Raw genomic sequence first — 19,294 nt, forward strand, 5'->3', positions numbered from 1 at the left:
TCCCTTTATCTAACGGTCGGGCCTTTAGCTGGGCGTAACGCGCGTTCGCCGCTCTCCGCGCTCCAGGCGCCCTAGCCGGGGTGGCAGATACCGATTCAACGCGATCAGGGGCGTAAAGCACCAACCGCCGGTGTTTGGATCGGCGGGTGATCTAGAAGAAAAACGTCCGCTCGCAAGAGGCTGAAGAGCGGTCGCGTAACCGGCATTGTTGCTACCGATGCTAGCCGTTACTTACGCTTGGCAGGTCGGACGGGAGCGGCCATCTCGATCAAGCTCTTCCGTTGCAGAGCCATGTCGAGGATGTCTGACTGACCGCCGCGCGTGAGGCATGCTGCCACGCTGAGAGCCTTTTCGGCGCGGCTGGAGCCGAGATAGATGTTGGAGATGAAGCGGCGCCGCACCCCGTCGCTGGCGTCGGTGGGCGCCTCGGTCGCGTCAACGTGGATGAGGAACACGGTCTCGAACTGCAGGCCGGCGACATATTCTGGCATGCTGAAGATAAAGCGCTTGCCGGCGTGGCGCAGGTCCGAGGATGGCTCGCGGCTGATGATAGGCAGGTGCCGGTCCCGGTAGCGTCCGGCGGCGACGGGCAAGTACTTGTCGAACTGCTCGTCGCTGGCGCACAGCACTGCGACGCGCCGGCCGCCTCCGGCCTCGGCGCGCGCTATGCGCTGGGCCCGCTCGAACACATCGGCGAACAGCCCGATTTCGTCTTGGTAGACCGTCAGTTCCGGTTTGGCGCCGTCTTCCAGCTCGGCCTTGCCTGAGTAAGCGTCCCATTCTCCGGGCAAGTCGATCGCGGGGAAGGTAGCGTCGAGGTCTGCGAGGAACTCCGCGATCTGAGGCGTGTACCGGAACACCCGTTCCAGCTTCACCAGCTCGGAGTTTTGCAGCCCGGTGGACGCGCCGAACAGGCTGGTGTCGCCCTCGCCATACTGCGCGAAGGTGTCGCGAGGGCTCTGCTTTAGGTCGTAGGCCATGAACACCGGCGGACGCTTCGGCTTGCCGTCCTCGTCCGCGTTCCGCCGGATAAGTTTGTGCAGGGTCTGCCGCTCAATCGAGGTGAACAGGTGTAGCTCGTCGACGAAGAGGGCATCGTAGCCGTCGCGCTCGCGGATGCGGTCCCACCGGTTGGAGTCTAAGAAGGAGTTGAAATCGCCGATCATCTGGTCGACGCTTAGCGTGTTCATCTCGCCCAGCTGGCGCCGGTAGCGGCGGTGCAACTCGAGGACGAAGCGACGATCCAGCTCTGAAGGAAGCGCCATCAGCCACGCCGGTCGGGGAAAGCTGCCCTTGGCGTAGCGCTCGCCCCGCTCGTCGCCCTGTCGGACGCCCTCCGCATCGAGCACGCTGGCAAACTCGTTCATGATCTCGCCGATCAGTCGCCGGTCAGTCCCGGCCGCTGCCGTGTCCCAGCGCGCTCGCAGGTCCGGGCTGATTTCAGCGAACTGCGCGGCGACGATCCCTGACGCGGCGAGGTCCTTTAGCGTCGACGCGATCAGCTCCGCCTGCAACCGGCGGCCTTCCCGGCCGTCCAGCGACAGCGGCTCGAGCTGATCGAGTTCGAAGTTGAGGTTCTTGTGCGCTAGATCGTAGAGCGTGCGGACATGCAGCTTTACGTTGTGACCGGCGCCGAACAGCAGTCCCTTCGGATCGAGGCTCTCGCCGATCGCGTTGACGAGGTCGACCGATGCGAAGCTGTGAGTTAAGAAGCCAAGCTTGATTGGCTTCGAGGATCCCTCAGCGGCCAGTGCGTCGCGCAAGAATTTCACCACGAGCGACAAGGTCTTGCCCGTCCCGGCGGCACCCCTCAGTCTCACCGGCCCGTCATGCGGCTTGTCAACAAATTCCCGTTGCTCCGTCGTCAGCTTGGAGCGGTACCATTGCTCGAGCGTGGCCCCCTGGACGAAGCCCTGCGGCAGTCGCTGGCTGAGCGTAATGCCGGCACGGGACGCGGCCGTGGGCTCTTCCGACTGGGTCAAAACCGCCTCGATCAGTCCGGCCCTGGCCTCCTCGTAGATCGCAACATGCCGCTCCACCCGGTCGAACGTTCGCTGCTCTGGAAGCCGGGCAAACACGTAGAGGTCGTTGCGATCCTGTGGGCGCATGTCGAAATGCACGCGAGAGCGCCATTCGCGGCTGGAGGCTTGGATTGAGAAGACGCAGTCCTCCTGGTGCTTGCGCCATCCTGTGGGAATGCTCACGCTGTCCGTGTAGACCGAGCGCCCGACCGTTATGATCCGCTCAAGGATCGCAGAACGCGTTGTCGGATCAGCCAGCACCCCGTCAATGCCGGCGGCGTTCACAACAACCACTGGCGTCTCGTCCGTGTCGAGGTCCGCCTCAAGCAGATACACGATGCCGTCGATCACCGCGCGCCTGAGTCCGCAATCCTCGGTCGGCAAGCCGAACTCGTCGAACCACTCGGGCCCAATAGAGAATTGCGAGAGCTTGAAGAGAGCGCGGGGGGTAAGGACGAGGGCCTTCATGCGGTATCCTTGGCAACTTCGGAGGCGATATCCTCGATGGCGAGGGTGCCCAAGGCGGTGATTTCGTCGGGGAGCCCAATGCGAGAGAACTGTTGGGCGAACAGCTGCGCGACCTTGAAGCGGTAGAGCTCCGTCAGGCGGCCTATCCTAACAGCGGTGGTCTCCGCGCCGCCGCTGCAGGCAAGCTGCTCGGCCTGCGACCGGAAGCAGAGGCCTTCGGCGATAGTGTAGATGCGTCTCATGCGGATCACGAAGCCGATGTCCGGGTGCTCGACTAGGTCGCTGATCTGGAAGTGACCCTCGCCCATAGCTTTCCTGGCACTAGAAAGATGCGTGCGCGTGTAGGCGGGACCGTCCGGTTCGACTCGACAGAGCGCGAGGAAGCGGGAGAACGGGTCGACTTCGTCCTCGAGCGCGATCGCAAGCCGCCTGATGTCATGGACCAAGCCCGTTATCTGCGATCTCTTTAGCTTAGGCGACTTCGCGAGCGCCGAACCGACCTCATCGGCGCCTGCGGTAGCGATCCAAGCGTGTAAATTCTCGGCGGCATGTCCCTCGTCACCCAGCGCCTTAATGACCTTGCTAGTCGCCTGATCTCGCACCTCGGCGATATAACCCGGGGCCCAGAAGCGCGCGAGGTAGTCTTTGAATGGATACATGGGCAGATATGCGATAACGCCGTCGAGCTTCCGGTTGGCGAGGTCGCAGTCCGCGTTGATGACGACCCCGAGCGTGGGGTCGGTGCTCGGGCCAGCGTGCTCGATCCTGATAATGTCGCCCTGCGCCCGCACCTCGGTCGGCTGGACGCGCTCGGTCTCCCGCTTTGCCGTCACCCTGACTGATGCTCCCTTACCCCAGCAAAGACTATGCGGTGCCAGCCGCAATGTCCACCGCGCCCGCATTGCTCGACGCCGCTACGGCGACCATCGACCGGATTAGTGCCGCGATCAGGTCTGTCATTTCCGCCCGGCTGCTCGTATTTGCCGACCGTGCGTGCAGTGGTGGGGGTCTGCGCCCGCCGCGTTCTCAAGACATGCGGCCTCCATAGTAATAGGCCTACTGAAGGATGTTCAGCCGCGCTGGCGCGCTGGCAAGAGCTTGCTAGCTATCCCTCAATTTTCAAAGACCCAGGCTCCTCCTCCAAACGGGAAGACTGCGGCTGAATGAACCGCGACTATTGGGACGGATCACAAGCGTTGCTGAACGGCCGACTATGGGTCTGAACGTCAAATAACTGGATCACGGGAGCAATTTTACAGCTTCCATGTGCAGCGCGCGTGCGGTCAGTCAGTTCTCTCCATCTGCCACCTGCAAATTTGATCTTTAAATGGTTGCAATCGCATATAGGCACGCTTTGATAGATCTAGTTCGTAATTCAGGCTCTTTTTAATCTCTGCATGAATGTGGATAGAGTTGCGGGCCTCGTAAAACTCGACAAGCTCTTCCTTCAGCCATGGTTCAATTAGGCCAAGTGCACAGGCGCATTCAGCTTTACGATCGAACCTGACTTTGCTTTCCTCGGTTTGCCCTACTCCCTCGTAAGTTGGAATTATCTTTTTTCCGTCGTGTTCAAGGTGTCTTTCTAGTAATTGCATGGTTGCCGTAGGTATAGATATCTGCTTCTTCGTCGGAAATTCCGTAAGTTTTAATACATCAGCTTCTCTGGCAAGATTAACAAATAAAATATGATGTATAGAAGCCTCGTATATCGACGCATACGATAGGATCTGAGAGCGGACTTGGGCGCGCTGCAGCCAGTCGTCCGCCCCTAAACCTTCCAGCATCTTGTATATCACGCGAGCAGACATGAACTCCTCACCCAGTCGTCGGGCCAAGTGTACGTCGTCGATGAAGTCGAAGTAGGATAGATGCCAAGCCTCGGGCGGTAGGTGGCCTCGGGTGTATTCGTCCACAGCTCGCCTCACGTCCGCATCGAATGCCATATTCGCTCATCTCAGTTGGAAATGCTGCTATTCTGGGCGACGAGGGAGGTATGCGCAATGGTCCGACGGTTGCTCGCAGCGCCGGATCGGGCTCCGGTCGGTGAATGAGTCAATTCGTAGGATGAACGAGCGTCCGGAGTTGGGAAGCGCGCGAAGCGCGTTGAGCGTCAATGATTGGGTCTTCGTAGGCGTGAACGATTACGGTACACGCGTATCCAAGCGCTCTTGATTTGCCGCCCAAACAGGAGAATCATCTCCAGCAACAAGGGAAGAAACTATGATTATCCGAAACGCCATCATCATCGCTAGCGCATTCACTGCGATCGGTGCGGCGCAAGCCCAAACGACCGCCAGGGCGCCGGCACCAGTGACCAATGAAGACGTAGGCGTACCAGTCTTTCCCTACGATATCACCGATCGGCCGTATAAAGTGCTGGGCGAAGTGAAGGCGGGAGTGCGCAAAGCCACGGTGTTCAGCAAATCTCCGTCGCAAAAGAAGATCTACGAAGAGCTCTGGGAACGAGCTCGCAAACTGGGCGCCGACGCCGTGATCAAGGCAAGCTACGGCGATTCTCACGTCACCGCACTCAGCTGGGGCAAGGCCAATGCGACAGGCGTCGCTATCAAGTTCTTAGTGCCGGGGGAGGCAACGTCATCCACGCCAACCGGGGTTAAATAAGCTCTGTCCGTTTCAGCGCCTTTGAAGGTTTTTGTTAGCGTAATGGTTCTCTTTGCTGGTCAGATCAGCGGAGTGAGCGCGGGACAGACTGTGCCCGCGCTCATGCTGCGTCCCGCAGCCGGCACGCCCGTTCAGCTGATGGTTTTAAAAGAGGTCGATAGCCGGACTGCAAAAACAGGCGACCGCTTCAGGCTTCGGGTGAACGAGGATGTAATGACCGGCGGCGTCATTACTGTTCCGGTCGGCGCGACCGCATGGGGTGAAGTTCTTTTCGTCAGTGGAACTGGCGCCGCAGGCGGTAAGGGGAGGCTGACTGCGAGACTGCTCTACATTGAGGCGCCTGACGGCAAGATCGGCATCTCGGGCACACAAGGCTCGGAGGGGCGCGGCAACACAGCGGGCGTCGTGCTGGGGGTCCTTGGGTTCGGAGTGCTTGGCTTATTAATGAAGGGCGGAAATGCGCACTTTAAAGCCGGCGATATATTCGTCGGCTATGTGCAGCCGGCGTCAGAGATTGCTTCCGCAGCAAGGTAGGCGTCGAGGGGTCGGAGCAGACGCTACATCGACAGAAGATGGTGGCTAGCCTCCAAGAAATGTCCAGTCCAAGTCACGTAGCTCGCAAGCTCCGACAGGGTATGAACGCGACCGGGTTTCTAAGTAATGCGCTAAGCTTGGCACGGTCCACAGGCTTCATAACCGCAGGAAAGCCGAGCTGGGCTACCGTAGCGCGGAACCGCTCGACAGCACGTCTCTGCTGCTGGTCGTCAAGCGCAGCGCGCAGAGCATTTAGCCCGGGCTGCCGGTAGAGGACCCAAGCGCGGTCTACCAAGGTCTCTCGGCGATCGAGATAATAGGAGATCGACGCAAAATTCGGTGTGCCGGACGCGGTATCGGAAGCGGCACGGTTGAGGTCGGAAGCAATACTTGCGATGTCGTTCTGGTCGAGCGGTTTTGCTAGACCACTTTCGATCGGCCTCGGGTCGCGCACAAAGCAGCCTAGCTTCGTCGTTTCAGCGATTATCAGGCCGACGGGCGGTGCATAGGTCTCATGACCGTTGGCGTCGATATACATGCCGTCCCCGGTCCGTAGCACTGTGGCTTGATCCATTCGCCCACTTTGCCCGCGGTAGACGCCCTCCACGCGATCATGCCCAAAACTTGCCACCGAAAGATCGGCATTGATCAGGCCGCGGTCGCGTCTCGCCTTGCTCCAGTCAGCAATGTACCCGGCCAAAGTCCCTTGCTGCCCTTCGTATTCCCTATACGCGCCCGCGGTCATTCCAGCGTCACACCGCCGTTTGAAGGTGGACGAAAATGGACTGAGTTCGCACGACATCGGCGCGCCGATCATCGTGCCAATCGGGCGAGGGTCAAACTTCGCCGCCATGGCGTGCGCGTCGCCGATCTGAGGCCAGTGTATTCCGATCAGTGCTCCCACGGTCAACACGAGCGCGAAGGTATTCCAGTACGTCAGGCCCAGGAAGTTCTCACGGTCGCCTTGTCGTACCCGCCTGATCGCCTGAACCGCACGTCCCCGCGGGCCGAACCGCGCTTGTGCAACCGTGTTGCGCGTCGTCGTGGCAGTCCAATCCTGATCGGTCGGGCTCGCAGGGGCGTTCCAGACCATCGACCCGGTGACACGCGCCAAGGCCGCCACACGCTGAGACACCGTAGGGTGGGTCGCGCCGGTTCCACTGCTTTCCCCCGCGATCATCATCGCATCATTCTCGGCTTGGGAGTTGTCGATGCGGTAGCGCTCATCAACCTTGAGCAGCGCCGACGCGAGAGCGGCTGGATCCTTTGTCCACCCCGCGGCCTGTGCATCGGCAACGAACTCACGCGACGATGCGATCAAGAGGCGCGAGACTTGGCCAGCGCGCAGCGCGATTCGCCCGATCAGGGTTGCTGCTAGCGACAGCGGTAGGATGGCTGGTATCGCCAGGGCGACCAGCCCATGTATCGGAGAAAAGCGCAGAGCATTGCGAGCGTGCAACCGGGTAAGCGCCGACATGAAGATGTTCGCCGCCGCCATCAATCTGATGTCGCCGTTCTTCACGTGGCTGAGCTCATGCGCCAGGACGCCGCCCAGCTCGGCGTCGGACAACGCGTCGACCAGGCCGCGTGTCACCACCACGACAGCCCTTTTGTGTCCGACACCACAGGCAAAAGCATTTCGCGCGTCACTTTCGATGACGCCCACAAATGGCGTTGGCAAACCGGCTAGAATGATGAGCGGTTCGATTGTGCGGCACAGACGCGGTTCATCGGCGTCATCGACGAACTCAAACCCTACCGCGCGTTTGACGGTCTCGACGTGCCACCACAATTGGGCTGCGAACCACACAATGGAGGCTGCGAGCACCAAGGGTGCATACCGCAAGGCGTACCCAGACCAGCTGAAAAGCGGCGCATGATCGATGTCGAGCATGACGAGGGGAAGGATAAGCGCGAATGGCGCAATGACCTGTATCGCCAGTAGAAAAAGGAGAAAGAGCCCGGTGGATCTTCCGTCGTTGCTTTGGATCCAGCCATAAAGGCCTATCGCTCCCATCGCCGTTAGAACGCGAAGGAGACTGGCTCGTCCACCAGCACACGCTCGATGCCCAGATCGTAGGGCTGGCGACTGTTCATGCGACGTTTGGAAGCGATGTAGCTGCCAGGGAACTGCCGCATCATGACGTTATATTCCTCGACTGCCAAGTTGAAGAACCGGCGCGATGCAGTAATCCGGTTTTCACAATCGACCAGTTGCTGCCGCAGCTGTCCAAACTCGGGCACGGCACGCAGCTCGGGATAGCCCTCCGCGCCTGCCAGTAGCGTGCTGACTTTCAAGCTGAGGTCGCGTTCGGCCTTCAGTCTTGCCCCAGGCGCCACAGCGGCGAGGGCAGCGGTCCGCGCCTCGGCTACACCGAGGATTAAGGTGCGCTCGTGCCCAGCGACACCGCGGACGACCTCTACCAAACCAGGTATAATGTTGTGGCGGTGCTTCAGATGAACGTCGATATCGGCAAATGCCGTATCGCACCTCTGATCGAGGGCGATCAGGGTATTGTTCGTCCGTGCGTAGGTCAGCACGAGCCACGAGAGCGCGACAGCAATCAATCCAAGAAGACCCAGCACGATCCATATGAGTATCATCACGTAACGCTCCCGCCTGGTATCGCCGCGAGGGTAACGGCCGTTGGTTCACAAGCCGTTATCGCGGTCCGGCTTCACCTCTTTTTAACGGGCGGGGCGGATGCTGATCGCAACAGTGATGGAGGTACGTGTGGCGGAATCGATATTGGTTCGAGTGCGGCGACTGCTGTCTGCGCGTATCGAGGATAGCGTTGATGCAATGGAACGGGCGAACAATGACGGCGTGATGCGCGAAGCGATCCGCGAGGTGGATCGCACGATCGATGCTGTGCGCGGTGATCAGGAACGCGCAATGACACGCCGGCTTCAGGCTGCCCGCCAGACCGAGATGATCGCCCGCAAGGTAGAGGAGCTGACCGCCAAGGCGCGCTTTGCCGTAGATGGCGGGCGCGACGATCTTGCCGAGGGCGCGCTGAAGCGCCAAATCGACCTGGAACAGCAAACGGGCAATCTCGGCCAAGTTCAAGATCTAGCGCGCGAGGAGGAAGCGAAGCTCGACGAGAGTCTCGCAGCTTTGCGCGGACGCAAAGCACAGATGCAGGAGGCCCTTGCCGCCTTCGAGATCGCGAGGGCGGACGCATCGATGGGGGGCGATGGGGGATTTAGCCAGGCCCGGCATGTCGAGCATAAGGTCGAGCAGGCCGAAGCAGCGTTCGATCGGGCCATGACCGGTGCAGGTGGGGTCGGGTTTGCGCGCGGCGACGTCGGGGCATTGAACAGCGTCGCGGAGATCGACGCGATGCAGAAGAGCGCAACAGTCGCGCAGCGGCTTGCGGCTCTGAAGCAGGCGCCAAAGGCCGCCTAGGATGATCCGGAAGCCCGACGCGCACGATTTCCGCGAGAGCGGCACCGTCACGACCATTCGTGACGTTCATGCTGTCGCGATAGAGGGTGCTCGCGGCGTGGGGCGCGGCACGGCGCAGTTCTTCGGACGTGCCGTCATGGTGATGTTCGGCTTTGGCTTCGTCATGTCCGTGATCGGCCACGCCGGGCCGGCGGGCCTCTTGTTCGCCTTTGCCGGGATCTTTGCCTTCTTCGTCTTGCGGCGTAGCAGGCGGGAGAAGCGTGATCGCGCCTGGCGGGATGTCGTGGCCACTCCTTCTCGTATCGACATCGCCAGCGTTTCGGCGGGAAGCTACGACCTGGCTCCGGCGGCGGCAGGGCGAGCCGCTGCGAAGGCGGCGGTGCCTGCGATCCTGCTTTTCCCAACCAGTGCCATCGGATACATGCTTCCGTTCGCGATCGGCGGCATCCTGTACCTCTCGCTTGCAATGCTCATAGTTGCCCGCCTTGTCGGCGACCGCACAATCTTAAAGTACGATCGGGAAAGCATCACGGTAAGCGGGCTGCTCCGGCAGAACACCATTCTTTGGGACGATGTCGCGGACATCGAGGTTTGCAAATCCTCGGTTTTCAACTTCAAGGTGTTGTTTAGCAGCGGGGCGACCCGCAACCTCGTCGTCGAGGGATATCGCAACCGACTGGGCGGTTCTTGTGCGCTGCACATTCCTGTCGACTTGCTCGGACTCGGGGAGCGTGAACTCGCCGCCCTGATGTCGCGCCTTCTGTATCTCCAGGGTCAAAGACGTTCGACCGTGTCTGTTGCCGCCTCCGATGACGTATCGCCCTTGGATATCGCCGCAACGTCTCCGGTCTTCGACGCTGACGAGGTAATGGACAGGTACTTGACGGAACGTGCTGCGATGACAACGGCGCACCGATCAGGCCAGATGGTCACTCGGCCTGTTTTTGGTCGCAAGCGAGCATAAGAAGCGCATTAAAACAGAGACTGTTGTCAACATGAAACGCTAGCCAATGCTCAAAGGACGTGGCGTCGCTCTCCTCAAGATCGGCGTGCCAAAGCGTACCTCAGAGCATGAATAGATATCCGCTCTTGGGAATCGCAAGATTTGTTCGGAATGAACGCATTTGAGCCGTGACATTTGTCATCTGATTAGCGATCCCGCGCTAATCTGCCGCGCCGATGGCCGCTTCGACTGTCTCGATATATGCCCATTCCTCGGCGGTGAGCGGTGTCGGTTTGGTCAGCAGTGCGATGAGCCCGCAGTCCGGCATCCGCACCCGCGCGGTAATCAGCTCAACCGGGCGTAGCTCGCAAGTCTCGGCGGGAAGGTTGGTGATCATCATCGGGCTCCGCTGGGCGCGGCGTCCGGCGCCGCTCCCACCGACGATGGCCCGACCAGCGGCGTGATCAGGCTCGGCGCTCCGTGCCTTCGGGGCGACTCGATGCCTTCGTGTTCGCTTCCCAGCGCCAGCAAGTCGAATGGTTTATGCGGCGATAGCGGGATTGAGGGACCGAGCGAGGGATGCCGGGTTCCCGCTCGGCCCCATGGTGCGCGGCCACCCATACTCACCTGCATCACCAGCCGGCGACGAAAAGTTCTATCAGCTACAGACGGTATGCTGCCTGACGGCCGAACCGTCTGCGGATTGTGGCGGACGAATTCATCGTTGCGTCATGGTTTTGCGGGGTTCGGCCCTGTTAAGCGTGATGGCTCTAACGCAACTGTGAACCTAACAGTGTTTTGATGAGGACTGAGCCATGTGGCAGATACGATCTATCATATTGTCGGTAGCAATTGTGGCGAGCCCTCCATCATTTGCGCAAAAACAGAGCGCTGCCTCGCGTGATGCCAAGCTGACGATGACGATCGTTTCCCATCTCGATCTCGCCAGTTTTCCAAACTCCACCGGCCCCCGTCGTCGGCCTTCTGACCGCACTCCATCCGATTATGGCTTCACCAAGATCGAGAGTTTCCCCGACGGCTGGGTGCAGCTGAGCCAGCCTGATGATAGCTGGCACATCGGCGCCCTGTTGCTGGAGAAGAGTAAAGCGCAAGCAATTCTGTGCTTTACCGATAGTGCGGGAGCCAGTGGAACGTACCGATCCACCCAAGTCCTAGAAGTAAGATTCGATAGGCACGCACGCTGGGCAGGCGTCCCGGTAACCGATCGGCCAGATTGCAAAAATGTGCCCTCGGGTCGGCCAAGCGCCTCGGATACAGCTGAGCCCGCTCCGGCGGCTATACTTCAACATTTAGACAATTTTCGCGACGGCCTGTCTTCGAACGATCGGTATCGCCTCGACCAGGCGCTTCACCGTTCTGCAGACGGTGGAGTAGCGCAATGCGACGACACTCGGGGCAGCCGGGCGTCTTGTGAGGCCGCTGCATACATGCCGGCCTTACACAGCGTTGGACTGATGCGGCGCTTCCTGGCATCCCCCGGTCCAGTCCCGTCCGCGGCTGGGCTTCAAAGAGAGATAAACGTGAAAGGAGCAGCGGCCGTTGCCGCTTCGCTGTCACCCTCCGGCTGGGATGTTGCTTTGGACGCGGCAACGGCGGGTCGAGCCGATTGGATCAACGCGATCGCGTCGTTGCGGCAAACGACCGACGCTTCGCGAAGCGAATCCCTCGACAAGGCGATGAGCGACGCACTTTCGACCAATCCCTCAGAGGTTCTGCGATTGATCGTCGATCGTCCGGCATTGCCCGGCATAATGTGGCTGTGCCAGGATCGCTCGATCGAGCCGACCAAGGCCGCCTCAAGCGCGCACATCAGCGAAGCGACGGCAGCGGTGCGAAACGTCGCGGACCCAACGCTGAAAGTTGCAAGAGATCAATGTCTCGCGCGGCTGAAACGCGGGTAGCTTTCGCACGCTCAGCTGAACGAATGTCCGAATATAAGGGGCGGGGAGAGGGAGGCAAGCGTCCACAATTGGGTCAAATGATCGCGATTGGGCGCGGAGCCGATAGTGTACTCGATCAATTCGGCCGTCCGCTCTCGTTAGAACCGGACGTAAATTTTATGGGTTTGAACGGCGGGGTCTGGTCAGCCGCAGAAGGGCCTCGCCGTGCGGGCGGGTGGAATGACCACCAGGCGCCCGAAGCAGAGGCCAATCCAGGCCGACAGCATGCGCTCAGAACTTCGCCCAGGCGTAGCAACCCGATCGCGCGCACCGCAGTCTATAGGCATCGTAAAGCATGCTTTCAGCCCCACCTGTCGATTTTATTGGGGCATTAATACCGCACGAATATCATGCCGCCTTGACTTCAGTCAGAACTCGTGCGGACTGTTACGCAATACCGCTGTGTCCTAAAGCCCAGGCAGAAGTTGCGTAACATTAATTTCGACTGAAAAAGGAGAGCATCCATGGCACTTAAACCGGGGCCAAAGCCGATAGCAAAATCAACAGGGAAGCTGGATCAGCGCCGCCGTGATAACAAAACGACGCCAGGGAATAAATCGTCCCTAAAACCGAGCAAATCTAGCAATCCCCCCAAAAATAAATGAAGTGGGGCTATCGCTAATTTCCCCTCTAACCCTGCAGGCCGATCACGTCCACGTTGGATGACGGGTATTGCGACGGAAAGGCTGGTTAGTTCCGACTAAGCCCAACCATTCTTAAGTCTGCTTGGATATCGGGGTCCGCATCATGATGTGCGCCTCGAAATAGTGCTTAACCCGCAAGGTGCTGCATTTGATGAAGAACTTTGTCAGCCTTAGCTTTGGACTCGTCAAAGAGATCTAGTGCGATAATTTGTCCGCCACGCAGATTTTGCTTCCCCGCAGCGGTGACGTGAAACGTAAAGGGTGCCGTTTCTGAAAAAACAATTGAGCCGGAAACTCCACTCCATGAGCCCATTGTAATTCCCGTCGTGAAGCCCACAACCCCAGCGCTTTCGTTGACCTGATCCACCTTGTATCGCGCGGCTTGGATTGCTTTCACAGCGAGATCGAGCATCATGGCGCGGGTCCCTCGATAATGTCCGTCTTCGAACGAAATTGATTCCGGCGCGGTGGTCGTCGTCTCCGAGATGTTCACCGGTGCCCCGCAGCCGGGGCAAGCGAACGCTTTGTCGGAAACATCGCGCGAGCATTCTTCGCATTTGATCAACGCCATAACTTTCCCCGGTCCTCTTGTGCCTACGTGGCATTGCCATGCATCGCTTCGCCTGCGAAGGTAAGAAATGGCGTCCGCTATTTTGATAGGGTTGAAAGCGGCTATTTCGCTTACTAATCGATTGTGCGTGGTTGAACCTCGGCTGTAATAGTGGCGGTCTCAAAATCTCGTTCGACGAGTGGCCAGTGTCGAAAGCTGGCAATTGCTCGACCAGCAACAGCCGACTAAACTACCAGCGCGTTACGCCGCCGCGCCGATTGATTCCTCAACCGCCTCGACATACGCCCACTCCTCGACCGTGAGCGGCGTAGGCTTAGTCAGCAGCGCGATGAGCCGAAAATCCGGCATCCGCACCCGCGCGGTTATCAGCTCGATCGGCGATAGTTCGCAAGTCTCGGCGGGATGGTGGGTGATCATATCGGGTCTCCGCTAGGCGCGGCGACAACCGCCGCTCCCACCGACGATGGCCCGACCAGCGGCGTGGTCAGGCTCGGCGCCCGGTGCGTTCGGGGCGAATCGATGCCTTGGTGTTCGCTCCACAGCACGAGCAAGTCGAATGGTTTGTGCGGCGAGATTAGGGATTGTGGGAACGGGGGCGGGATCCCGCATTCCCAAGGCGCGAGACCGGCCGTAAGCCAGGGTCATGGTCGACACCCTCTCGCCCAAGGCCAGAAGCGAACGCATGGCGCGGATTAGGAACCGCGATACCGAGCCCGAGCTGGTGGTGAGGCGCATGCTGCATGCCATGGGCTATCGCTACCGCCTGCACGTCAAGGATCTGCCCGGCAAACCCGACATCGTGTTTCGTGGGCGGAAGAAAGTGATCTTCGTCCATGGCTGCTTCTGGCATCGCCATCTCGACCCGGCATGCCCGCTGGCGCGCATGCCCAAGTCCCGCCTCGACTTCTGGATGCCCAAGCTGGAGGCGAACCGCGCCCGCGATGTCGCGACCACGTTACGATTGGAAGCGATGGGGTGGTCGGTGCTGCTTGTCTGGGAATGCGAGTTGCGGGATAGGGAACACTTAGGAAACAAACTTCGCCGATTCATCGAGGGGGATTCATGAAGGCGATCGAACTGTTCGCGGGCGCCGGTGGGTTGGGGCTGGGCGTGGGACGCGCCGGTTTCACTCCGCTCGACGTGGTCGAGTGGGACCGCTGGTGCTGCGACACGCTGCGCGAAAACCGCGCGCGCGGGACCGAGGCGATGCGCCATTGGCCCAAACCGCGCGAGGGCGATGTGCGCGGCTTCTCGTTCAAGCAGTTCGAGAATCAGGTCGATCTGGTGACCGGCGGACCTCCGTGCCAGCCCTTCTCGCTCGGTGGCCGTCACAAGGCGTTTCTGGACGAGCGCGACATGTGGCCGCAAGCGGTGCGCGCGGTGCGCGAGACCCGGCCGAGCGCCTTCATCTTCGAGAACGTGAAGGGGCTGACCCGAGCGACCTTCGCGACTTATTTCTCGTATATTTATCTCCAGCTTTCCTATCCCGAGATCGTGGCCAGGGTAGGGGAGAGCTGGCTCGACCACCGCGCACGGCTGGAACAGCACCACACCTCCGGCGCGGCTTCGGGCCTTTCGTACCGCGTGCTGCCGCCCAAGGTGTTGAACGCGGCCGATCACGGCGTGCCGCAACGCCGTGAGCGCGTCTTCTTCGTCGGTTTTCGCTGCGACATGGGGATCGAATGGTCGTTTCCGCGCGAGACCCACAGCCGCGAGGCCCTGCTCTGGGATCAATACCGTAGCGGAGAGTACTGGGATCGCCACCAGGTCGCCAAGCGCGGCCGCCCGGTCGACCCCCGCGCGATGCTCGCGGCGAGCAAGCTCGACGCGAAGCCGGCCGAGCTGCCATGGCGCACGACCCGCGACGCACTGGTCGGGTTGCCCGATCCTGAACTTTCGCCACGCGCGACGACCGCGTTCGCCGATCACCGGTTGCAGGCGGGCGCACGCTCTTATCCTGGCCATACCGGTAGCCCGCTCGACGAGCCGGCGAAGACGCTGAAGGCCGGTGTGCACGGCGTGCCGGGCGGCGAGAATATGCTGCGCCGGCCCGATGGGTCGGTGCGCTATTTCACGATCCGCGAAAGCGCGAGACTTCAGACTTTCCCCGATGACTTCGTGTTCCACGGCTCCTGGTCGGAGACCATGCGCCAACTCGGCAACGCCGTGCCGGTGGAGCTGGCCGAGGTCGTGGCGCGCTCGGTTCGCCAGCATCTGGATAGTGCCCGGTCCCGTGTCGGCCACGCTTGATGTCCGAGGTCTACAATCCACTCGACAAGATCAATCTCGGTAAGTCCGTCGCCGACGCGCTGCTCGAGCGTCCAGCTGAGGCGCTCGCCGATATCGCGCCGTTCGAGGGGGCGGGGATCTACGTCCTCTATTATAGCGGCCCATACCCGGCCTACACGCCGATCGCGACGGCCAACGCCGAGGAGCCGCGCTGGCCGATCTATATCGGCAAGGCGGTACCCTCGGGCGCGCGCAAGGGCGCGAGCCTGACCGCCAGCGGCCGGGGGCGCTCGCTCTACGCGCGTCTGTCCGATCACCGCGAGAGTATCATCGATGTCGAGCGCGGCTCGGGCAGTCTCGCCGTCGCCGATTTCCAGGTCCGCTATCTGATCGTCGATGACATCTGGATCCCGCTCGGCGAGAGCCTGCTGATCACGCGCTTCCGGCCGGTCTGGAACATTGCGCTCGATGGCTTTGGCAATCATGATCCCGGCAAGGGCCGACATCAGGGGCTGCGGCCGCTCTGGGATCACTTGCACGAAGGACGCGGCTGGGCGGTCAAGTGCGCCGCGCGGCCCGAACCGATCGACGCGGTCACCACGCGGATCGCCGACTATCTCACCGCGCACCCGCCGGTGGACGAGCCTTGAAAGCAGTCTTCGATATAAAGAGCGGGTCGGGCTATAACGATGCCCTGCCGGATCGGTATCAGTTTCCGGACCGCCGCGATTACCTCGACGCCGCGTTCGCCGCCGTGGGCGACTGGGTGCTGTTTCGGGAATCCCAGCGCAACGGCGGACGCCGCGCTTATGTCGCCGTCGCCCGGATCGAGAGCGTCACGCCCGATCCCATTCAACCCAATCATCACGTCGCCACGCTTGCCGACTATCTCGAATTTCCGGACATCGTGCCGCTGGCGACCAACGGTCGCTACCAAGAGGCGCTGTTCCGAGCGGTCGCCAATCCTTCGCTCGCCGGGCGCGCCGTCCAGGGCAAATCCGTGCGGTCGATCACCTCGGAGGATTTCGCGGCGATCGTCTTGGCGGGCCTGAGCGAGACGTTGGCCACGAACAATGCTCGGCGCGTCGGTCTGGAGGCGCCGCCGCCATTGCCGCAAGCCGATGATCCACCCGAGACGGTCGACCGGGTCATCAAGCAGATGCTGGTCAACCGTAAGGTTCGCGACGCGAACTTCCGGCTCGAGGTCTGCCGGGCATATGACGATCGCTGCGCCGTGACCGGCTTGCGCATCATCAATGGCGGGGGCCGCTCCGAAGTCCAGGCCGCGCATATTCGTCCGGTCGGGAAGGGGGGGCCGGACACGGTGCGTAATGGGATGGCGCTGTCGGCGACCGTGCATTGGCTGTTCGACCGCTATCTCATCTCGGTCAGCGAGGATTACAGCCTCCTGGTCGCGCACAACCGCGTGCCCAGCCAGTTGCTCGGTCTTTTTCGGTCGCGGAGCCAAGGCCTTCACCTTCCTCGCGACAGAGCGAAGTGGCCTCACCCGCGCTATCTGGCGCATCATCGGGATGCGTTCGCGAACGCGAGCGGCTAGTTAGGGGGCAGATGTACCGACCAGCCAATTAAGGCAGCGGTTATGCTAACTAGCACCGGTAGACCCCGCCGCGAGGTGCTGAACCATCCACGTGCCCGCCGGCCCAAGCGTACGATCTGCCAAATAGGCTCCGCTCATCACCACCCGGGCGTTCTCGGGATGCCATTCAGCAGGCTTGATCACAATTAAGCGGCCGCGCTTCACATCCTCGGCGATCATATGGGCGGGCATGTTGCCCCAGCCGAGGCCTGCCAGCAGCATGGCCTGCTTGGCACCAAGGTCGGCAATCCGCCATGTCCGACCGGAAAGGACGCCGAAGTCGCGGCCGGCCGTCGCGGTGGACCGATCGGTCAGCACAAGCTGGACATGCGCGTGCAAATCCGTCGTCGCAATCATGCCGGCGATCGCCGCCAAGGGATGACCGGCAGCGACCACCGGCACCAATTCTATGGTTGTCAGCGGGAAGCGCCGCAGAAGCGCCATGTCGGTAAACATCATCGGTAGCAATCCGATCATGCCGGTGCCGTTAAGCACAAGTTCGGTCGCAGCGCCGAGCGAATCGACGTAGATGCGCGGGGGTACCGTCGGAAACCGCGCGGTGAATGCTTGCAACGCCGGAACTACAAGTGGCACCGGAAACATCGCGTCGAGCACGATCGTCAGCTCCGCTTCCAGCCCGCTAGCGAGACTGCGCGCGGTGTCGCGAAAGGCGCCGGCTTCCTCTGCGATACGTCGCGCCCGCACCAGCAATGTCCGACCGGCTTCAGTCAATTGCGGTCGATAGGCCGCACGATCGAACAGCGGCAGGTCGAACTGCGCCTCCAATTTCTGGATGCCATAGGTAACTGCGGACTGCGCCCGGTTCAGTCGTTTTGCCGCTCTGGAGAAGCTGCCCTCATCCACAATGGCCAGGAAGATTTGGATTTGGTCGAGCGTCAGTGAGTCCATGTTCGGATTAGTAGATCATGATCTTCGAAACTTCACCAATTTCTTTAAATCGGCGTCGGCCTATTTTCCAGACATCGAGGCGCTGCCGAGCGGCAGTTCCTTATCAAGGAAAAGGAAGGAAACGCCATGCCAACCCTGCTTGCCATTCAAGTTAGCCCCCGCCCCGAAGGGTCGATCTCCCGCACGCTGACCTCGTTGTTTGTGGACCAGTGGCAAGCCACCCACGCCGGCGGGGCCGTGGTCGTTCGCGACCTGGGCGCAGCGCCTCCGCCATTCGTCGACGTGTCCTGGATGATCGGTGCCTACAGTCCGGCAGAGACGCATTCGCCGGAAGTCGCCGCTACGATCAAGGTCTCCAACGACCTTGTCGCCGAGCTCCAGGCAGCCGACCACATCGTCCTCGGAACGCCAATGTTCAACTTCGGCATTCCGGCAGTGCTGAAGGCCTGGATCGACCAGATCGTCCGCGTCGGCGTGACGGTGTCGGCCGACAACGTCGGCCTGCTCACCGACAAGAAGGCGACGATCATTCTCGCGACCGGGGGCAACTTTGCACCCGGATCACCGATCGAAGGCTACAACCTTGCCAGCGGCTACCTCCGGCAATTGTTCGGCTGGATTGGCATCACCGACGTCGAGATAATTCTCGCCGACCGTGCCACGGCTGGCGCGAATGGAGAGACCGCGGCCGAGGCGTTCGGCGCACCGGTTCGGGCCGCTGCCGCCTGAACAACCCGACCACCAACCGTCACCAATCACCCAAGTCAACTTACGCACAAGGAACCAATATTATGACCTATGCAATCATCGGCACTGGCAACGTCGGCACCGCTGTCGCTCGCCGCTTCGCCCATGCGAACATCCCCGTCCGCATTGCCAACACCCGTGGTCCGGACTCGATCGCGCCGCTTGCACGCGAACTCGGCGAGGCCATCCAGCCATCGACCATTGAAGAAGCGCTCGAAGCTGACGTGATCTTCCTCGCTTTGTACTTTATTCATGTCGAGGCCCTGGCGGCGGTTCGCTCCGACTGGAGTGGCAAGACGGTAATCGACGCGACCAATCCCTACGGGGTTTCGGCCGAACAAATGGCCGGACGACTGTCGTCGGATATCGTCGCCGCAACCCTCCCGGGCGCCACGGTCGTCAAGGCCTTCAACCAGCTTCCGGCTTCCGTCCTCGCACGTGATCCGCAACAGGAGAACGGCCGCCGCGTGATCTTCGTCTCTGGCAACGACGCCGCCGCCAACTCGACTGTCAAGTCGCTTGCCGCGCAGCTCGGCTTCGCCACGATCGACGTCGGGCGGATCGACGAGGGTGGTCGGCTGCTCGCGATGGGAGCGCCACTCGTTCTCCACAACCTCGTCGAATACCCTTTCAAGTAGG

General features: G+C 61.0%; 20 protein-coding genes. 11 read left to right on the forward strand and 9 right to left on the reverse strand.

Translation table 11 applies throughout. The annotated features are described in order from the left end of the window. Window positions 1–227: 227 nt before the first annotated feature. The 3 genes from ASG11_RS04275 to ASG11_RS04285 all read right to left on the reverse strand — a co-directional run bounded on the left by ASG11_RS04275 (window position 228) and on the right by ASG11_RS04285 (window position 4,432). Window positions 228–2,489, reverse strand: coding sequence for a UvrD-helicase domain-containing protein (locus ASG11_RS04275; protein ID WP_055775606.1), 2,262 nt, complete (start codon window positions 2,487–2,489; stop codon window positions 228–230). Next, window positions 2,486–3,322, reverse strand: a complete 837-nt coding sequence (locus ASG11_RS04280) for a hypothetical protein (RefSeq protein ID WP_055775609.1) — start codon at window positions 3,320–3,322, stop codon at window positions 2,486–2,488. The genes ASG11_RS04275 and ASG11_RS04280 overlap by 4 nt, the downstream gene beginning before the upstream one ends. A 450-nt stretch (window positions 3,323–3,772) precedes the next feature. Continuing rightward, window positions 3,773–4,432, reverse strand: coding sequence for a hypothetical protein (locus ASG11_RS04285; protein WP_055775612.1), 660 nt, complete (start codon window positions 4,430–4,432; stop codon window positions 3,773–3,775). Window positions 4,433–4,709: 277 nt separating this feature from the next. Between ASG11_RS04285 and ASG11_RS04290 the strand changes: the two genes are divergently transcribed. Both ASG11_RS04290 and ASG11_RS04295 read left to right on the forward strand, forming a co-directional pair. Further along, a complete protein-coding gene (locus ASG11_RS04290) occupies window positions 4,710–5,111 on the forward strand; it encodes a hypothetical protein (RefSeq protein ID WP_236697371.1) in 402 nt (133 codons plus the stop codon). 42 nt (window positions 5,112–5,153) lie between these two features. Next, window positions 5,154–5,645, forward strand: a complete 492-nt coding sequence (locus ASG11_RS04295) for a hypothetical protein (RefSeq protein WP_055775613.1) — start codon at window positions 5,154–5,156, stop codon at window positions 5,643–5,645. A gap of 73 nt (window positions 5,646–5,718) precedes the next feature. On the opposite strand, the gene ASG11_RS04300 is transcribed toward ASG11_RS04295, so the two are convergent. Continuing rightward, on the reverse strand, window positions 5,719–7,539 hold the full coding sequence (locus ASG11_RS04300) for a M48 family metalloprotease (protein WP_168371692.1): 1,821 nt from the start codon (window positions 7,537–7,539) through the stop codon (window positions 5,719–5,721). Between the two features lie 128 nt (window positions 7,540–7,667). Next, on the reverse strand, window positions 7,668–8,249 hold the full coding sequence (locus tag ASG11_RS04305; RefSeq protein ID WP_055775616.1) for a LemA family protein: 582 nt from the start codon (window positions 8,247–8,249) through the stop codon (window positions 7,668–7,670). Between the two features lie 100 nt (window positions 8,250–8,349). Here ASG11_RS04305 and ASG11_RS04310 point away from each other — a divergent pair, with 100 nt between their 5' ends. Both ASG11_RS04310 and ASG11_RS04315 read left to right on the forward strand, forming a co-directional pair. Continuing rightward, on the forward strand, window positions 8,350–9,054 hold the full coding sequence (locus ASG11_RS04310; RefSeq protein ID WP_201781271.1) for a PspA/IM30 family protein: 705 nt from the start codon (window positions 8,350–8,352) through the stop codon (window positions 9,052–9,054). A gap of 1 nt (window position 9,055) precedes the next feature. Beyond that, complete coding sequence (locus ASG11_RS04315) at window positions 9,056–10,018, forward strand: hypothetical protein (RefSeq protein WP_055775619.1); 963 nt, start codon at window positions 9,056–9,058, stop codon at window positions 10,016–10,018. A gap of 199 nt (window positions 10,019–10,217) precedes the next feature. Here the strand turns inward: ASG11_RS04315 and ASG11_RS18595 are convergent, their stop codons facing one another. Then, window positions 10,218–10,397 carry a hypothetical protein gene (locus ASG11_RS18595; RefSeq protein ID WP_236697372.1) on the reverse strand — a complete coding sequence of 60 codons (180 nt, stop codon included), beginning with the start codon at window positions 10,395–10,397 and terminating at the stop codon, window positions 10,218–10,220. A 1,075-nt stretch (window positions 10,398–11,472) separates the two neighbouring features. Between ASG11_RS18595 and ASG11_RS18975 the strand changes: the two genes are divergently transcribed. Beyond that, window positions 11,473–11,919: a hypothetical protein gene (locus ASG11_RS18975; protein ID WP_168371693.1), complete on the forward strand. Its 447-nt coding sequence runs from the start codon at window positions 11,473–11,475 to the stop codon at window positions 11,917–11,919. A gap of 810 nt (window positions 11,920–12,729) precedes the next feature. Here ASG11_RS18975 and ASG11_RS19080 read toward each other — a convergent pair. Beyond that, complete coding sequence (locus ASG11_RS19080; RefSeq protein WP_201781272.1) at window positions 12,730–13,173, reverse strand: hypothetical protein; 444 nt, start codon at window positions 13,171–13,173, stop codon at window positions 12,730–12,732. A gap of 240 nt (window positions 13,174–13,413) precedes the next feature. Then, complete coding sequence (locus tag ASG11_RS18605) at window positions 13,414–13,590, reverse strand: hypothetical protein (RefSeq protein ID WP_156363640.1); 177 nt, start codon at window positions 13,588–13,590, stop codon at window positions 13,414–13,416. 226 nt (window positions 13,591–13,816) lie between these two features. Here ASG11_RS18605 and ASG11_RS04330 point away from each other — a divergent pair, with 226 nt between their 5' ends. The 4 genes from ASG11_RS04330 to ASG11_RS04345 are packed head-to-tail and all read left to right on the forward strand — an operon-like array spanning window position 13,817 to window position 16,960. Then, entirely contained in the window at window positions 13,817–14,239 is a 423-nt protein-coding gene (locus ASG11_RS04330; protein WP_055775628.1) for a very short patch repair endonuclease, read from the forward strand. Continuing rightward, a complete protein-coding gene (locus tag ASG11_RS04335) occupies window positions 14,236–15,423 on the forward strand; it encodes a DNA cytosine methyltransferase (RefSeq protein WP_055775630.1) in 1,188 nt (395 codons plus the stop codon). Before ASG11_RS04330 ends, ASG11_RS04335 begins: the two co-directional genes overlap by 4 nt. Continuing rightward, window positions 15,423–16,052 (forward strand): Eco29kI family restriction endonuclease, encoded by a 630-nt coding sequence (locus tag ASG11_RS04340; RefSeq protein ID WP_055775633.1) that lies wholly within the window; start codon window positions 15,423–15,425, stop codon window positions 16,050–16,052. Before ASG11_RS04335 ends, ASG11_RS04340 begins: the two co-directional genes overlap by 1 nt. Further along, entirely contained in the window at window positions 15,965–16,960 is a 996-nt protein-coding gene (locus ASG11_RS04345; RefSeq protein ID WP_236697373.1) for an HNH endonuclease, read from the forward strand. The genes ASG11_RS04340 and ASG11_RS04345 overlap by 88 nt, the downstream gene beginning before the upstream one ends. A gap of 45 nt (window positions 16,961–17,005) precedes the next feature. Here the strand turns inward: ASG11_RS04345 and ASG11_RS04350 are convergent, their stop codons facing one another. After that, the gene (locus ASG11_RS04350) at window positions 17,006–17,908 is read right to left on the reverse strand and encodes a LysR family transcriptional regulator (RefSeq protein WP_055775639.1); all 903 of its coding nucleotides are present in this window, start codon (window positions 17,906–17,908) and stop codon (window positions 17,006–17,008) included. Between the two features lie 126 nt (window positions 17,909–18,034). On the opposite strand from ASG11_RS04350, the gene ASG11_RS04355 reads away from it, so the two are divergent. Together ASG11_RS04355 and ASG11_RS04360 are read left to right on the forward strand one after the other, a co-directional pair. After that, the gene (locus tag ASG11_RS04355; RefSeq protein ID WP_055775642.1) at window positions 18,035–18,637 is read left to right on the forward strand and encodes an FMN-dependent NADH-azoreductase; all 603 of its coding nucleotides are present in this window, start codon (window positions 18,035–18,037) and stop codon (window positions 18,635–18,637) included. Window positions 18,638–18,699: 62 nt separating this feature from the next. Then, window positions 18,700–19,293: an NADPH-dependent F420 reductase gene (locus ASG11_RS04360; protein WP_055775645.1), complete on the forward strand. Its 594-nt coding sequence runs from the start codon at window positions 18,700–18,702 to the stop codon at window positions 19,291–19,293. Window position 19,294 lies beyond the last annotated feature (1 nt).

The organism is Sphingomonas sp. Leaf357 (assembly GCF_001423845.1).
GTDB lineage: Bacteria > Pseudomonadota > Alphaproteobacteria > Sphingomonadales > Sphingomonadaceae > Sphingomonas.

Bases quoted from the DNA above. Each gene is read 5' to 3' on its own strand.
- ASG11_RS04275 (WP_055775606.1), bottom strand. From the start codon at position 2,489: ATGAAGGCCCTCGTCCTTACCCCCCGCGCTCTCTTCAAGCTCTCGCAA.
- ASG11_RS04285 (WP_055775612.1), bottom strand. From the start codon at position 4,432: ATGGCATTCGATGCGGACGTGAGGCGAGCTGTGGACGAATACACCCGA.
- ASG11_RS04290 (WP_236697371.1), top strand. From the start codon at position 4,710: ATGATTATCCGAAACGCCATCATCATCGCTAGCGCATTCACTGCGATC.
- ASG11_RS04295 (WP_055775613.1), top strand. From the start codon at position 5,154: ATGGTTCTCTTTGCTGGTCAGATCAGCGGAGTGAGCGCGGGACAGACT.
- ASG11_RS04300 (WP_168371692.1), bottom strand. From the start codon at position 7,539: ATGCTCGACATCGATCATGCGCCGCTTTTCAGCTGGTCTGGGTACGCC.
- ASG11_RS04305 (WP_055775616.1), bottom strand. From the start codon at position 8,249: ATGATACTCATATGGATCGTGCTGGGTCTTCTTGGATTGATTGCTGTC.
- ASG11_RS04310 (WP_201781271.1), top strand. From the start codon at position 8,350: ATGCTGATCGCAACAGTGATGGAGGTACGTGTGGCGGAATCGATATTG.
- ASG11_RS04315 (WP_055775619.1), top strand. From the start codon at position 9,056: ATGATCCGGAAGCCCGACGCGCACGATTTCCGCGAGAGCGGCACCGTC.
- ASG11_RS18595 (WP_236697372.1), bottom strand. From the start codon at position 10,397: ATGATGATCACCAACCTTCCCGCCGAGACTTGCGAGCTACGCCCGGTT.
- ASG11_RS18975 (WP_168371693.1), top strand. From the start codon at position 11,473: ATGCGGCGCTTCCTGGCATCCCCCGGTCCAGTCCCGTCCGCGGCTGGG.
- ASG11_RS19080 (WP_201781272.1), bottom strand. From the start codon at position 13,173: ATGGCGTTGATCAAATGCGAAGAATGCTCGCGCGATGTTTCCGACAAA.
- ASG11_RS18605 (WP_156363640.1), bottom strand. From the start codon at position 13,590: ATGATCACCCACCATCCCGCCGAGACTTGCGAACTATCGCCGATCGAG.
- ASG11_RS04330 (WP_055775628.1), top strand. From the start codon at position 13,817: ATGGTCGACACCCTCTCGCCCAAGGCCAGAAGCGAACGCATGGCGCGG.
- ASG11_RS04335 (WP_055775630.1), top strand. From the start codon at position 14,236: ATGAAGGCGATCGAACTGTTCGCGGGCGCCGGTGGGTTGGGGCTGGGC.
- ASG11_RS04340 (WP_055775633.1), top strand. From the start codon at position 15,423: ATGTCCGAGGTCTACAATCCACTCGACAAGATCAATCTCGGTAAGTCC.
- ASG11_RS04350 (WP_055775639.1), bottom strand. From the start codon at position 17,908: ATGGACTCACTGACGCTCGACCAAATCCAAATCTTCCTGGCCATTGTG.
- ASG11_RS04355 (WP_055775642.1), top strand. From the start codon at position 18,035: ATGCCAACCCTGCTTGCCATTCAAGTTAGCCCCCGCCCCGAAGGGTCG.
- ASG11_RS04360 (WP_055775645.1), top strand. From the start codon at position 18,700: ATGACCTATGCAATCATCGGCACTGGCAACGTCGGCACCGCTGTCGCT.